The following is a 13,701-nucleotide window of genomic DNA, read 5'->3' as shown; positions in this document are numbered from 1 at the left end:
TGGTGGCTGTATCCGATGGTGTGTGAGATATGCGGATGGGGGCGGGCTGACCGCCACGGGACGGCTGCGCCGGGAGTCGGTGCGGGTGCAGGCGGCCGAGCTGTTCGAGCAGGAGGTCAAGCCGGCAGAGGTGGCCCGACGTCTGCGGGTGAGTCCGAAGTCGGCCTACCAGTGGCACCAGTTGTGGCGCGAGGGCGGTGTCCAGGCGCTGGCCTCTCGCGGCCTGGGTGGGGCGCGGTGCCGGTTGTCTCCGCGTTGCCTGGAGAAGCTCGCCGCGTACCTGGAGCAGGGCCCGGCCGCACACGGCTGGGTGGAGGACCAGGTGTGGACCGCGGCCAGAGTGGCCACGCTGATCGGGCGGAAGTTCCACGTCTCGTACAGCGTCTCGGGCGCCACGAGGCTGATGCACCGGCTCGGCTTCAGCCCGCAGGTCCCCGTACGCAGGGTGGCCGAGCGGGACGAGCAGGCCGTCACCGCGTGGAAGAAGGTGACGTGGGCGGAGGTAAAAGCGCCCGGGCGGCCTGCGGGGGCTACATCTGCTTCGAGGACGAAGCAGGGTTCACCCGCCGACCGCCCAAAGGCCGCACCTGGGGCCGACGGGGCCGCACACCGGTCGTGACCGTCAGCGGCCGCCGCTCGGGACGCCTGTCGGTGGCCGAGCTGATCGCCATGCGGCCCGGCTCGCGCACCCGGCTGTGCCACCGCCTGCGCACGCACCCCGCAGGCAGGGGTCAGCGCCGCAGCATGGGCGAGCGCGACTTCATCGCCCTGGTCGACGGTGTCCACCACCTCGTCAAGGCACCGATCGTGCTGGTCTGGGACCGCCTCAACACCCACGCCTCCCACGCCATGCGCGAGTTGATCGCCCAGCGCACCTGGCTGACGGTCTTCCTCCTACCCGCCTACTCACCCGACCTCAACCCCGTCGAATGGGTCTGGGCACACGTCAAGCGCAGCCTCGCCGTGGTCGCCCTCGACCGACTCGAAACCCTCGTCCGCAACCGCCTCAAACGACTGCAGTACCGGCCCGACACCATCGACGGCTTCATAGCCGGCACCGGCCTCACCCTCGACACCCCAACCTCACCCTGACAAGCCGAAGTCAGTAACTACGTTGCGTTGTCACACCGCGACTCCACCGCCGCCGGGCTCTACCGCGACACCACTCAGACGAGCTACAGAGAAGTGCATCCGTCACCGTGACGGACATGTAGTCTATGGATCATCGCAGTTCAGAGCCGGTATCCGAGCTCCTGCGGTCGGTAAAGTTGAGTACAAGCGGGCGACTGACGCCGGGGTGATCCACCAGGGGCTGTTCTATCTGTCCTGGCTGATGGACCACCGGGACGAGTTCCAGCGACTGGTGCGTGACCGGCTCGGCGCCGAGGCTGCGGCCGGGGTCCTGTGGAGCGCGCCAAGGCTGATCTGTGTGGCCGGTGACTTCACCCGCTATGACGTCCACGCCGTACGCGAGCACCGCCGCAGCATCGATCTCGTGCGCTACCGCTTCTACGGCGATCACCACATCGGGCTGGAAACGGTGGCCTCCGTCACCGGACACGCCGCTGCTTCCCGGATGGCCTCCCGCCTGCGCGCGGCCGGGGGCCGGAGCGAGCGTACGGCGGGCGGGGCGATGACGGAGCTGGCCGCCGCGGTCGACGAGGCGCTGCTCGGGCTCGGAGACGACATCGTTCCCGTGCAGCGCAAGCAGTACCGGGCCTATCAGCGGCTGCGGAACTTCGCCTGCCTCTGCCCGCCCCAGCAGGCCAAGCTCCTCGTCTACCTGAAGGCCGACCCGGGCACGGTTGATCTCGTCCCCGGCTTCACCCGGGACGTGACAGGACTCGGCCACCACGGAACCGGTGACCTGGAAGTCCAGCTTCGCACGGAGCGGGACTTGGAGCGGGCTCAGGATCTGTTCCGCCTCAGCTGCGCCGCGGCGTAGGAGGGCTCGATCCCGTGTGCGTGTGACGGGCTCCGCTGGGGTCTGGTGTGAAGTTGTGGGTGGGGTGGTCGTTCTGGTGCCTCTCGACGGTGTGGGCAGGGCGTGGCAGTGGAGTAATCAATGGTCCAGTGGTTCTCCGGTTTCGCGAACCGGGGAACCACGGCTATGTTCCGCCGTCATCGCCCGAGAGGGTGGTGGTCCTGGTTGGCCGGCTCAGCGGCGGAGCAGGTCGTCCGGATTGATGGCCAGGTAGGTCTCGGGTGTGGTGGCTTCCAGCGCGGCGGGGCGAGGGTGAAGCCCAGGGTGTTCCCCAGGAGGGCTTCCCAGGCTGGTCCCGGGTGCTGGAGACGGCAGCTCGGAGTCTGCGCTGGACATGGGGCCTGGCCTCAGGTCTTGTCCGTGCAGTCTCCGTGGGGTTAGCGGTCGCCCTCGTGGGGACTCTCATCTCATGTCAGCTCCCGGTAAGTTGTGATCTTGATCGGTTCCGCCAGGAGTGATTCCACCGCGGCGGCGAGGTGCTGGGAGTGCGCGCTTCGGAAGTGGCGCTGGAGGTCTTCGGTGTGTCGCCACCGCTCGATGGCGATGAATTCCTCCGGGGTTTCGATGCTCTGCTGGATGGAGTAGTGCAGGCTTCCCTCCTCGTTCCGGGTGGGTTCGATGACCGCCTGGAGCAGTTGTGCGAGTTCTGCCTCCTTGCCCGCCCTGGCGACGACCCGGCCCACAACCGTTACTTCACTCATCGGCTTCGCCTCTCTCGGTGTTCCGTTTGCGTGTTGTTCCGTTCGGATGGGCGCTCTCCGCCCTTCCTGGCGGACCGGCTCTTCAGGTTCTCCGCTGTCGCCGTCCGACCGCGGGGGTGTGTCCATGGGCAGCGCCGATGGGGAGTGCGGGGAAGACCATGGACGGGTCGTCGAACAGGGAGGAGAGCCGTCGATCGGCGGTGTCGAGCAGACCGTGGTCCTGGAACGACGGTGCGAGGCGGGCGAGCGTGAGCGCGTAGAAGCCGCGTTTTCCACCGGAGACGAGGGGGTGTCGCCGCTGGTGGGTGATGCCCTCCAGACCCTGGGCGGCGAGGAGCACCGGGAGGGTGCTGCCGAGTTCGGGGTGTGCTCCGGCGAGTGTCATCAGCCGGTGCACCGCGGTTGCGAACTCCAGGAAGGCTGTGGCCGCTCTTCTGTCCGGGGCGTGTTTGGCGGCGATGGCGAGTGTCTCGCGACTGACGTCGATCGCTTCGGCGAAGAGCTGCCCGTGTGGTGCCAGCGAGGGGATCAGCCGGGCCAGGACGGATTCGGGGTCCGGCAGATGCTCCAGTACGGATCTGGCGTGGATCAGATCCCAGGAACCTGGTGGCAGAGGGCCTGCGGTGATGTCGTGTTCGATCACTTCGACCCCGGGATGTGCGATGTTCCTCAGAAATCGCGGATCGCTGTCGGTTGCCACCACTCTTCCGGTCTCTCCGGCGAGAGATGCCAGGAGACGGGCGATACTGCCCGCTCCCGCGCCGACTTCGAGGCATGACCACCCGGGTGCCGGGTTCACCCGGGTGAGGATCTCCTCGGTTCCGGGGTCGTAGACCTGCTCGATCGTGCGCAGGCGGTCGAATTCGAGATCCGCTCGGGCGGCTGAATCCAGAACGTAGGGGGCGGGTTGCGGACGGTCCGGGTCGGTCATGGTCTGCCTCTCTGGTTCCTCCGGGCCCGACGAGCGGTGCAGGGCCGCCGACGCGAGCACGAGCAGCCCAGATCAGGGTCCCGCCGGTCATCCGACATGTATGCCGAGTGAGCGAAGATGACTGGTCACCTCACTTGGAGTCTCGGTGGCCAGCGAGATGTATCCGTCCGGTCGTACGAGGAACAGGCCGTGCGGTGCGTACGCGCGGGAGGCGAACCCCGCGGGGTCCGAGACGTCGTGGCCGACGCGCACCACGCGGATCACCGCGGGACCCCGGGCGCTGACAGGCTGGATGGGCGGACTTCCGAAGGAAAGAAGGGTGAAGTGGGGTCCGCGGAAGAGATCGAAGAGACGTACCGGGGCTCCGCCACGGTCGGTACAAGGGGCATCCGGAGCGCGGTCCCCCGCGTGGAGGGCTTCCTCGACGAGAGCGGGGCGCATCTCCGCGTTGGGTGGAATACCCCGGTATCCGAGTGCCAGATGGTGCGTGGTGCGGTCACGGCGCGCGGCCAGCTCCCTGACCCGACCCGCCCCTTGGTGGATGCGAGTGCTCACTCCCAGCACCTCCGCCGCAGCGGGCCGGCGCTCCGCCTCGTAGGAGTCCAGGAGCGAGGGTGCTGCCTGGCCGGTTGCCGCGAGCGCCAGTTTCCATCCCAGGTTGTAGGCGTCCTGGATGCTCGCGTTGATGCCCTGGCCGCCCGCCGGGGAATGAACATGCGCGGAGTCACCGGCCAGGAACACCCGGCCGACCCGGAAGTGCTCCGCCAGCGCTGCTCGTGCCCGGAAGACCGATGACCACAGCACCTTCCGCACCCGCACTCCCGTGCGGGCGGCCACCAGTTCGCGGACCCGCTCGGGAGCGGGGTCGGGGGTTCCCGTCGCGAACCGTGCGATGACCTGGAAGTAGTCCGTTCTGGCGACGGGACAGATCGCGGTCATGATGCCGACCGCGTCACCCCAGGTGTGCCAGTGCTCGCGGTCCAGTCCGGGAATATCGGCATCGGCCACGAGCAGCGGCCGGGTGTCCACGTCTTCGCGGTCGAACCTCACACCCAGGATTTTCCGTACGGTGCTGCCGCCCCCGTCTGCCCCGACCAGGTAGTCGGCCGCGATCTCCCGCGTACCTCCGTCGGTCCGGACAACCTGGGCCAGCACGCCGGCCTCGTCCTGGGAGAATCCGTCGAGCCGCGCTCCGAACTCGACACGGTGGCCCAGATTCAGCAGTCGCTCGCGAAGCAGTTCCTGGGTGCGCGACTGAGGAAGCATCAGGGGCTCGGCATAGGGCGTGGCCCCAGTGGGCTCGCCACGGGCGATGACGTCCCACTCCCTGACGATCCTTCCCTCCTCCCAGGCCACCATCGGCGGCAGCGGCGCTCCCTCCGCCTGTACTGAGTCGATGATTCCGAGGTCGTCGAAGATCTCCAGGGTGCGCGGCTGGAGACCCTTGCCCCGTGATCCCGGAAAGGGACCCGCGCCGGCGTCGATGATCCGGAAGTCGACGTGCCGACGGGCCAGTTCCACCGCCAGGACCAGTCCGGCAGGTCCTCCTCCGGCAATCAGAACAGATGTGTGGTGGCGATTACTGTCCACGGCATGTCCCCTTTCCGGTCCTCCGTCATCGTGATGCGGAGGAGGTCGCAGCCGGCTGTATGCGGTTTCCCCTTTCTGGTGGTTCAGGCAGCCAGGAGCCGTCCTTCCGCGGTGGGATCGAATGTGAGGGTGAGTGATTCGGGGCCGCGGGAGTAGAAGCCGGTCTCTTCGTAGGAGGCGTCCTCGGGGAAGCCGATGTTCTCCATGAGGGCCAGCAGCATCGTCACGACCGTCTCCAGTTCCCTGCGCGCGAATGCGGCCCCGACGCACGAGTGCATGCCCGCGCCGAACCCGAAGTGGGTAGCGGCGGCGGTGAAGGACCGTTCGGGACCGAGGTCGGTGCGCTGGAGGTCGAAGGTGTCGGGCCGTTCGAAGACACGCGGGTCGCGGTTGGCGGCGGCGAGCATGCACCAGACCATGGTCTCGGCGGGTATGGCGACGCCGGAGATCTCGACGTTCTCCGCTGTCCTGCGGGGGATCAGTTGCACGGGCGGTGTGTAGCGGAGCGTCTCCGCGATGGCGTTGGTCACCAGTCCGGGATCGCCGCGGACCAGGGCCATCTGATCGGGGTGGGTGATCAGATGCCGGAACAGCAGGGCCAGTGTCTTGTCCGCCGGTTCGGTCGCGGCGAGGAGCACGTTGTGGCACAGAGCGGTGACCTCGTGCAGGCTCATCCTCCCGCTCTCGTACTCCGTGTGGCACATCAGCGAGATCACATCCTGGCCGGGGTTCTCGCGCCGTTCCTCGATGAAGGGCCGCAGATAGTCCTCCAGCCGGCGGGCGCACTGGACGCAATGCCGGTATCGCTCCTCGGTCAGAGTGACGCTCGTCACGAATTCGGCCACGCCCTGGAACCAGGAGTGCACATTCCGCCAGTTGTCCTTGGGCAGTCCAAGACTGTCCAGCGCGACCCAGATCGCCAGCTGCTGTCCGAAGTCCTTCACCAGGTCGAACCGGCCGCGCCGCAGATGGGGGCGGATGAGCTGCTCCACGTTGCGGCGGATGAGCGGGATCTGGTCTTCCAGCATCGGCCCGGTGTATCCGCGGATCATTGTCCGGTGTTTGGCGGTGTGTTCGGCGCCGGTCATCTGTGCCAGGACGCGACCGCGCATGACCGGCTCGGCCCGTTCCCGTAAGGCTTGGGTGGTGAAGATCTGGTCCTCGGCCAGAACCCGGCGAACGTCTTCGTGCCGGCTCAGGAAGTAGGCGCCGATGCCGGGTTCGTAGTGGACGGGGTCGTTCTCCCGCAGCTGGGGATACCAGGCGTACGGGTCCCGGGCGAACTTGTCGGACAGGACGCTGATGATGCGGGCAGTCGGATGCATGGTGTTCTCCTCTCATCGGGTTGGCCGTCACCAGGCCACGGGCAGACAGGCGGGACGGATGAACGTCAGATCATTTCTCCAGGGAATCTCGTGTTCATACACGGCCAGGCGCAGTTGTGGGAAGCGCTCGAACAGGGCGGGGCAGACGATGGTGAGAACCAGCCTGCTGAGGGCGTCGTCTGCCAGGGGCCCAGGATCCGTGCGAAGGTCTGTGGACCCGGCGTCCGGACGATGGATGTCGAATTTCGCCGGGGTGGGGTAGTGCTCCTCGTCCCAGGCCGCGCCGAGGGGCGAGGCGCATACCGCGTCTCGGGCCTTGATCAGGGTGCCGTGTAGTTCCAGGTCTCTGAGCGCGATATGGGTGGGGCCGAGCACCGTGCCCGGGTGGTAGCGGCGGAGTTCCCCGGCTGCCGCCCGCCACAGCACTGGATCGCGCAGGCACTCCCGTAGCGGTTTGGGGTGGAGCAGGAGAGTGAACGGTCCGGTCAGCAATGCCGAGAAGAGTGACCTCGCGCACCGGACGAGCAAGCCTGTCACCACGGTGTGCGACGGTTCAGTGTCGGCCTCCCGCTGTTCGCGGGCTTTAAAGGGCGTACCGGCGGCATTACCGCGGACGGGGCCATCCCGGAGGTGCTCTGTGAGCGAGTGCAGGACCGGGTGCCTGACAGCCGAATTTCCTGTCGGCTCTTCCTGGATCAGAAGGTTCCGCAATTCCTGGGGATCGAATGACAGCCCGAAGACATCGCGGCACACGGCGGCTGTTAGCGGCGCTGCCAGTTGTTCCAGCAGATCGGCAGGGTTGTTCCCGGTTTCCATGGCGTCCAGGACGAGACCCGTCTGTTTCACGATCGAGGCCCGGTGGGATTCCACCGCCCACGTCGCGCAATACTCGGCACCCGGCTGCCCGGCCCGCGAGCGCGCTGCCCCGCTGATCCCGGCCGGAGGGGGAAGTGCTTCAGCGGCATCGCTCAGGCGCACGAGGTCCGGGTCGGTGAATACTCGCAGGATGTCGTCCCGGCGGGAGATCATCCACAGCCAGGATCCGCCCGGAAGCTCGACCGGGCAGACCGGCTGCCGTCGGCGTGCCCAGTGGATCACGGGCGGAGGCGTGCCCAGGGGGCCCAGCACGAAGGGAAACCTCAACGGTACTTCCGGTGTCCTCGCCGGCATCGGGAGCTGCCTGAGCTGCCTCATCACGAACCACCCGGCAGTACGGGCTCGGCCACCACGAACCCCTGTTGTGCAGCTGACCGCAGCCCGGTCGCCGGACCGGCGAGCAGGGCCGCGGCGAGCTCGATCCGCCGGTGGTAGACGAACACCGAAGAAGCCACGTCAAAGATCGACGGGCTGTCCACGATCAGCGGCAACTCTGCGATCGGATAACTGACGCAGGCGTCGATCTGCTCCTCACCGGGCTCCGTATCCGCGATGGACTGGACCGCTCCCCGGGCAACCGCCCGGCAGGCCGCCCTGAGGGCGGGATCGACTCGGTATGCCGCTCTGGCCCGCTCACGCAACGCCGCGTACTCGGGTCGGCTCATCAGCTGAGTCCAGGTATGGACGCGCCTTTCCGGCGTGGACACACCGGCACGCGACAGCGCAAGCACCGCGGGATTCCTGAGCTGGTTCACAGCTCGCCGCACACGCCCCACTGCCTCCAGCGGCCTGACGCCCGCAGCGGTGAGGGTATGTGCCGCCTCGAATCCGGGAACGAGAACGTCGACCCTCGTGAAATGTCCGGCTGCCCACTGGACCAACGCCTCCACCCGGCATGGTGTGTAGTAGCCGTTGAACGGGCTCAGACCCACGACGCAGTGGTCGGAGGCATCGGCGATCCGACGGCAATTCTCGCTCTGTGGTCGAATCAGGAAATCCACGGTCACCACCGCTTACCTGCATCTGTATGCCACGTTCTCATGCCAATACCTTTCCCGGTCGCCAGGTCTGAAAGTCCGCCATGAAGTGGGCGGCCCAAAGAGAGAACGCCGTCACGCCAGAATTCACACCGAATTCTCTGCCCGAACGGCTCAGGTCATTTGGAGACGAAACCTGTCTTCTCGTCACGGCAGCCCTGCGGGCGGCGCCAATACAACTCGACGGTCGAGCCGTGCGCATCACCCGTGATCACTCCGCAGTGCGCCGACGCCTCCTCGCCGTGCTGCTACACACTACGGGATGTTATGAACATTCGATAGACCTTATTGCTGTATTAGTTTAGGCCCGGGAGGCCGCCCTCGGTGGTGGGCAGTGGAAATCGCCATTGTGTTCGTTAATGGAAATTTAGTTCGAATATACTTTCCCTCGGCTGCATTTCGAGCCCGTCGGCACGATCCTCGCCATCCACGGATCTTCCTCACCGAGGTCCGCTCGGCTCGGCGGCACCACCCGCACGTCGGCAACCGTGTGGTGATGTCGACGCCTGCGCCTGGGGCCTCGCGCCTTGGCGCCGGCCGTGCGTACTGCCCACCGCGCCTCCGATGGCCAGGCCACTTCGGCCCCGATCTCCCCGGGTTGTTCGCGGAACACACCCTCGGCGACGACATCTTCGCTATTCGTGGCGACGGCAGGCACACCGTGCCGCGCTTCCCCGAATGCCGGCCCTTGGGCCGGCTGGTACTCACCGCCTCCGGCGCTTACACCATGACCAATCACCGGCGGTTCAACCGCATCCAGCCGCCCACTGGATACCCTTTCGGCGGCGGCAGCGACAGCGTCGCCCCCACGAAGGAGCGCTTGTGGCCACTGTCGCTCCGCAACCCGTGACGATCTGCCGCTGATCACAGACGTCCACGCGTTCGGGGTCTCCCACCCCGAACGCGGGATCGCCTTACCGACTGCTCCGGCTGAGCACCGGAGAAGACGCATGCGGCTCGTGCGTGCCCTGATCGTGGCGATCGACACCGCGATCTCCCGCCGGCGGACGATCACCAGAGCACGATCAAGCCCGTGACCTGCCCGAGCACCCTGCCCCCGCACCACGCCGGCGCCCGTGACCTGTGGATTTCAGGATGGAATCAGCTCATGGGGAGTCAGTGGCGGGTGCGTCGGCCCCAGGTGGACAGGGTCAGGAGGGCGAGGTCGGTGTACTCTCCGCCTTCCAAAAGCTTCGTACAGTCCGTCAGTTCTTCGGGTGTGGTGAGACGTTCGCGGATCAGGGCTGGGCCGATTTGCTCCAGGGAGAGCCGCAGGAAGGCGTCGGCGTTGCCGTTCCTGCCCACCAGGCCCGGGGTGCAGTGGACGCCGATATCGGTCAGACCTGCCTGTGAGAGGAGTCCCGGCAGTGCGGTGCCCCATCGCTGCTCGGTGCGCATCACGTTCTCGGACAGGGTGAACACGGCGTTGAGACAGCGCTGGTAGGCGTTCCGGGTGCCGGCCGGGGGATGGACCGCCATGACCGTCTCCACGCACACCCAGCCTCCCGGTGCGGTCCAGCGCGCCATCTTGCCGAGGACTTCTGCTCGCTCCGGCAGGTGTTCCAGCAGTGCTCGGGCATGGACGAGGTCGAAGGAGGCCGCCGGAAAGTCCTCCCGGACGACATCGTGGCGTCGGACGGACAGGTTGGGCACGTCCCGGGGCAGCAGGGCGGTGCTGATGTCGGTGCCCACGACCTCCCCTGGGGCACACTGCTCGGCCAGCCAGCGCGCGACGGAGCCGGCACCGCCTCCGAGCTCAAGGCACCGCCAGCCCGGCTGGATGCCGAGACGAGTGATGACGGAGCGTGTGGTGGGGTCGAGGTACGCCTCGAGGGCACGCAGCCGCGCCTCTTCCTGGGGGATGTGGTGGTCGAGGAGCCCCGCCCCGTACTTCTGTGCTGCGAGCCCGTTGGCCATCTCGGTCACGACGAAGCCTCCGGGGTGTTCGGTGGCTGTCCCGGCCACCGTTGCCGCAGGCGCATGGAGAGGGCGTTGGGTGTGAGCGTGATTCGGCGGGCGGGGTGGACGGGCCGGCCGGGAACCGGGTCGAGCTGCCAGCGTGCGGCGATGGAGGCGAGGGCGAGTGTCGCCTCGTTGCGGGCGAAGACCTCGCCGATGCACTTGCGCGGCCCGCTCCCGAAGGGCAGCAGCGTGCCCGGCGGGGGCTTGCCCGCGCCCTGCCAGCGATCGGGGTCGAAGCTGTCAGGAGCAGGGTAGAGGTCGGCGCGGCGGTGGACCTGGTAGGCGCTGAACATCATGGTGGTGCCCGCGGGAAGACGGTGTCCGCCCAGTACGGTGTCGCTGGTGGTGTTCCGGGTGAAGAGCCATGCCGACGGATACAGGCGGAGCGTCTCGCTGACGATCCTGTCGGTCACTTCCAGCGCGGGCAGGTCGGCGTGCTGCGCGGGGCGGCCGTCGAGGACGGTGTCGACCTCGGCCTGGAGCCTGTCCTGGATGTCGGGGTGGGCGCCGATCAGGTGCCAGGCCCAGGAGAGCAGGATGGCGGTGGTGTCGATCCCGGCGAGGAGGAAGGTGAGAACCTGTTCGTGGATCTCGTCGTCGGTCAGGCCCAGCCCGCCCTCCTCCTGGGGGGCCAGCAGGGTGGACAGTAGGTCGCCCCGGTCGACGCCGTCGGCGCGGTGGTTGGCGATCAGAGTGTCGGTGAGCCGCCGGACGTGGACCCGGGCCCGGTCGAAGCGGCGGTTGCCGCGGGTGGGGAGCTTGTCGGCCATCGGCACGGGCATCATGGCCCGTCGGGCGATGCCGCGGGTGATGGCCTCGACGCTGCCGTAGAGGGCGGCGGAATCGGAGGCGTCCATGTCGGCGGCGAACATGCACCGCGCCGTGACGGCCGTGGTGAGCTGGTACATCGCCTTGGTGACGTCGAGGACCTGGCCGTTGTGCCAGGTGCTGGTAAGTGCCGTGATCTCCTGGCTCGTCATCGTCGCGTACCCGGGCAGCCGTCCGCGCTGGAAGGCCGGCTGGACGAGCCTGCGTTGTCGGCGGTGGTCGTGGGCCGGGCAGCCCAGCAGGCCGTTGCCCGCCAGCTCTCGGAACTTGTCGAAAATGGGCCCGCCCTTGTCGTAGACGCGGTCCTCGGCGAGGACCTGGTGGAGCAGGTCGGGATGGCAGACCATGTGCATGGTCTGCGGTCCCAGTTTGATCCGTACGAGATCGCCGTGTGCGGGCAGTTGCCTCACGAAGTCCAGTGGTCTGCGGGCGAGCGCGAGCGCGTGGCCCAGCACGGGCAGGGCTCCCGGAGCGGTCGCCATCGTGTAGGTGGTTGTCACGGTAGGCATGGCCTCCTGTGCTGTGGTGGATTGCGCCTCGTCTTCGTCAGTCCCGGGCGCGGGGTTCACCGTCGGACGGGTTGACCTGGCCGGGTCCGCAGACCCCGGTCCGGACGGCCGGGACAGGCGGGGCAGCCGTCCGGAGCGCGTTCACCAAGTGGGCGGGTCTGCCCGCCGGGACGGCCGCCGACGTTCACCCGCCGGTGCGGCGTCCGGAGTGCGCCACCACCAGCCGATCACGGCGGAATCAAGGGCTGATGCCTCCTCCGTCGGCCGCGGATCCGGTGCGTGCGGGCTGAGAACGAGACGCTCCCGTACCGGACCGGCATAGCGCGTGGTGACAAGGCTGAAATCCAGGTTGGCGCGCACCCATCGGCCAAGACTCTCGACGAACCGCCGGAGTTCGGCACCGACCTCCGGCGTCACCGTACGCTCGCTCAGTTCGACGAAGCGGCGCATCACCGTGTTGCGCAACACGACGGCCTCATGGAGCGACTCCGCGGTCGTTGTCTGCCGCTCCGCTGCCAGCACATCCAGGAGGTTCACCTCCAAAGAGCCGCGCTGGGACTCCTTGTGATGAGAGAAGATATCGTTGTCGAGGGAGACGAGAACCGCGCACATCTCCACCAGAGCCCGGACCTCGGGCGTATCACGCAACTCCTGCGGCAAAACGTATCCGTTGGCCACGTCCAACAGCGCGATACTGCTCTGCATCGCACCGTTGCGCAGGCGCAGTAACAAGTAGTCGTCCAGCCTCTGGGGCTTCTCACCGTTTCGCCGCCGCGACCGCTCCCAGACCAGAGCGGCGAAGTAGGACCGGACGGCGTCAGCCCAGTCGCAGAACTGCGTGGGTGTCGCGCATGCAGAGATGCGTGACGCTACATCACGGAGCGCCCAGGCATAGGCGTTGTCCGGCAGGAGCCCGATGTCCCCGGTTTCGGCCACCCTGTGGAGCCGCGCCAGGAAAGCCGCCCACTCGGTGACATCCATGTCCGCGTTCTCGGCCTCGTCGCAGTAATCGTCGTCAAATGCGAAGAGCCAGGTGTGGTAATCAGCGAAAGCGGCGAGCCCTTCCTCCTTGCCGTGCGGCACAACGCCCGCCGCGAGCGCTCCTGGCCGCATCGTCGAAAACCGTTCCCGACGTTCCCGGTCGGAAGGGATTCCCTGCTTGGCAGCCCAGGCCATCGTGCTTTCATTGATTGCCAATCTGGCCGGGTTCTCAGCTCTTTCGATGGGGCAGTAGAGAGTCAGCCGACTGAAGTGTTCAGGCATTTCAACCTCGAAAAGTGATCTTTGATTGAGGAATCCGACGACGGAAAACGGTGCAACCCTGTTCGCGGGGTGCAAGGTTGATGTCCCGTGGGAGAGGAACTAAACCTGGACACTTGATGTGCTTTATCATGATTTTTAGTCATCGAGGCCCTTGGAGCCTCACGCTCAAGACCTACAGCCGGAGCAGTGGCGTACTACTCCAAGGCGAATAGCGCTGCTTCGGGGAAACCTGGTCGGCTCTGCACCACGCGCGTCTGGTTCGCCCGCCCGGGCCGTTACGGAAGAGCACCGGGAGCGGACGGGGGCGGCGGGGAGCTGATCGCCGCAGACCGGGGAGGCGGCATGGTGCCGGGTCTACGGCCGGATGAGACGGTCCTCAAGCAGCAGGTCGGCTTCACATGCCTCGGACCGAGATCATCTGGTCCACAGCCTGCTGAACCTTCGGCAGGAACGCCGCGATGGTCTCGCTGTTGGGTTCCTCGCCGAACAGGTCCACAGCGGTCGCGCGGGTGAGGACGATGTCCGCCTGGTAGACCAGGCCTGCGGCCCACACGTCCAACTCCGCTTCGGTGCCCCCGCTGCCAGGACCGTAGTTGATGTACAGAACGGGGAACTCAGCGGAAGAGTCCAAAAGGGTACGGATGTCTGCGACGGTAACCTGCGGCGCTGGCCTGTCGACGGTCGGTCCCACGGTG

Annotated in this window: 11 protein-coding genes and 1 pseudogene; 2 read left to right on the top strand and 10 right to left on the bottom strand. The window is 67.2% G+C overall.

All coding sequences use genetic code 11. From position 1 onward, the window contains the following. Positions 1 to 22: 22 nt before the first annotated feature. Together AC07AL_RS30250 and AC07AL_RS30245 are read left to right on the top strand one after the other, a co-directional pair. A protein-coding gene (locus AC07AL_RS30250) for an IS630 family transposase (protein ID WP_478318917.1) occupies positions 23 to 1,092 on the top strand; the annotation gives its coding sequence in 2 pieces (ribosomal slippage) (positions 23 to 524 and positions 524 to 1,092; 1,071 coding nt in all). 175 nt (positions 1,093 to 1,267) lie between these two features. Continuing rightward, positions 1,268 to 1,945 (top strand): annotated as a pseudogene (locus AC07AL_RS30245) (DUF5655 domain-containing protein); the annotation flags it as partial. Between the two features lie 446 nt (positions 1,946 to 2,391). On the opposite strand, the gene AC07AL_RS30240 reads toward AC07AL_RS30245, so the two are convergent. The 10 genes from AC07AL_RS30240 to AC07AL_RS30195 all read right to left on the bottom strand — a co-directional run bounded on the left by AC07AL_RS30240 (position 2,392) and on the right by AC07AL_RS30195 (position 13,637). Beyond that, a complete protein-coding gene (locus AC07AL_RS30240; RefSeq protein WP_363586043.1) occupies positions 2,392 to 2,685 on the bottom strand; it encodes a putative quinol monooxygenase in 294 nt (97 codons plus the stop codon). Between the two features lie 82 nt (positions 2,686 to 2,767). Further along, a complete protein-coding gene (locus AC07AL_RS30235) occupies positions 2,768 to 3,616 on the bottom strand; it encodes a class I SAM-dependent methyltransferase (RefSeq protein ID WP_363586042.1) in 849 nt (282 codons plus the stop codon). Positions 3,617 to 3,703: 87 nt separating this feature from the next. Continuing rightward, positions 3,704 to 5,206, bottom strand: coding sequence for an FAD-dependent monooxygenase (locus AC07AL_RS30230; protein ID WP_363586041.1), 1,503 nt, complete (start codon positions 5,204 to 5,206; stop codon positions 3,704 to 3,706). Positions 5,207 to 5,289: 83 nt separating this feature from the next. Beyond that, positions 5,290 to 6,531: a cytochrome P450 gene (locus AC07AL_RS30225; protein WP_400989348.1), complete on the bottom strand. Its 1,242-nt coding sequence runs from the start codon at positions 6,529 to 6,531 to the stop codon at positions 5,290 to 5,292. 27 nt (positions 6,532 to 6,558) lie between these two features. Next, positions 6,559 to 7,659 carry a cytochrome P450 gene (locus AC07AL_RS30220; RefSeq protein WP_363586039.1) on the bottom strand — a complete coding sequence of 367 codons (1,101 nt, stop codon included), beginning with the start codon at positions 7,657 to 7,659 and terminating at the stop codon, positions 6,559 to 6,561. Positions 7,660 to 7,724: 65 nt separating this feature from the next. Further along, positions 7,725 to 8,414: a tRNA-dependent cyclodipeptide synthase gene (locus AC07AL_RS30215; protein WP_478318915.1), complete on the bottom strand. Its 690-nt coding sequence runs from the start codon at positions 8,412 to 8,414 to the stop codon at positions 7,725 to 7,727. Between the two features lie 1,146 nt (positions 8,415 to 9,560). Next, positions 9,561 to 10,361 (bottom strand): class I SAM-dependent methyltransferase, encoded by an 801-nt coding sequence (locus tag AC07AL_RS30210; protein WP_363586111.1) that lies wholly within the window; start codon positions 10,359 to 10,361, stop codon positions 9,561 to 9,563. Positions 10,362 to 10,366: 5 nt separating this feature from the next. Beyond that, positions 10,367 to 11,743: a cytochrome P450 gene (locus tag AC07AL_RS30205; RefSeq protein ID WP_363633284.1), complete on the bottom strand. Its 1,377-nt coding sequence runs from the start codon at positions 11,741 to 11,743 to the stop codon at positions 10,367 to 10,369. A 141-nt stretch (positions 11,744 to 11,884) separates the two neighbouring features. Next, positions 11,885 to 13,081, bottom strand: a complete 1,197-nt coding sequence (locus tag AC07AL_RS30200; RefSeq protein ID WP_363586036.1) for a terpene synthase family protein — start codon at positions 13,079 to 13,081, stop codon at positions 11,885 to 11,887. A 319-nt stretch (positions 13,082 to 13,400) separates the two neighbouring features. Then, positions 13,401 to 13,637 carry a hypothetical protein gene (locus AC07AL_RS30195; RefSeq protein WP_478318914.1) on the bottom strand — a complete coding sequence of 79 codons (237 nt, stop codon included), beginning with the start codon at positions 13,635 to 13,637 and terminating at the stop codon, positions 13,401 to 13,403. Between the last annotated feature and the right edge of the window lie 64 nt (positions 13,638 to 13,701).

This window comes from Kitasatospora sp. NPDC043949 (assembly GCF_056435365.1).
Note: the sequence above shows the minus strand (reverse complement) of the source record. Positions and strands in the feature narration are given on the sequence as shown.

Bases quoted from the DNA above. Each gene is read 5' to 3' on its own strand.
- AC07AL_RS30205 (WP_363633284.1), bottom strand. From the start codon at position 11,743: ATGCCTACCGTGACAACCACCTACACGATGGCGACCGCTCCGGGAGCC.
- AC07AL_RS30235 (WP_363586042.1), bottom strand. From the start codon at position 3,616: ATGACCGACCCGGACCGTCCGCAACCCGCCCCCTACGTTCTGGATTCA.
- AC07AL_RS30225 (WP_400989348.1), bottom strand. From the start codon at position 6,531: ATGCATCCGACTGCCCGCATCATCAGCGTCCTGTCCGACAAGTTCGCC.
- AC07AL_RS30210 (WP_363586111.1), bottom strand. From the start codon at position 10,361: ATGGCCAACGGGCTCGCAGCACAGAAGTACGGGGCGGGGCTCCTCGAC.
- AC07AL_RS30240 (WP_363586043.1), bottom strand. From the start codon at position 2,685: ATGAGTGAAGTAACGGTTGTGGGCCGGGTCGTCGCCAGGGCGGGCAAG.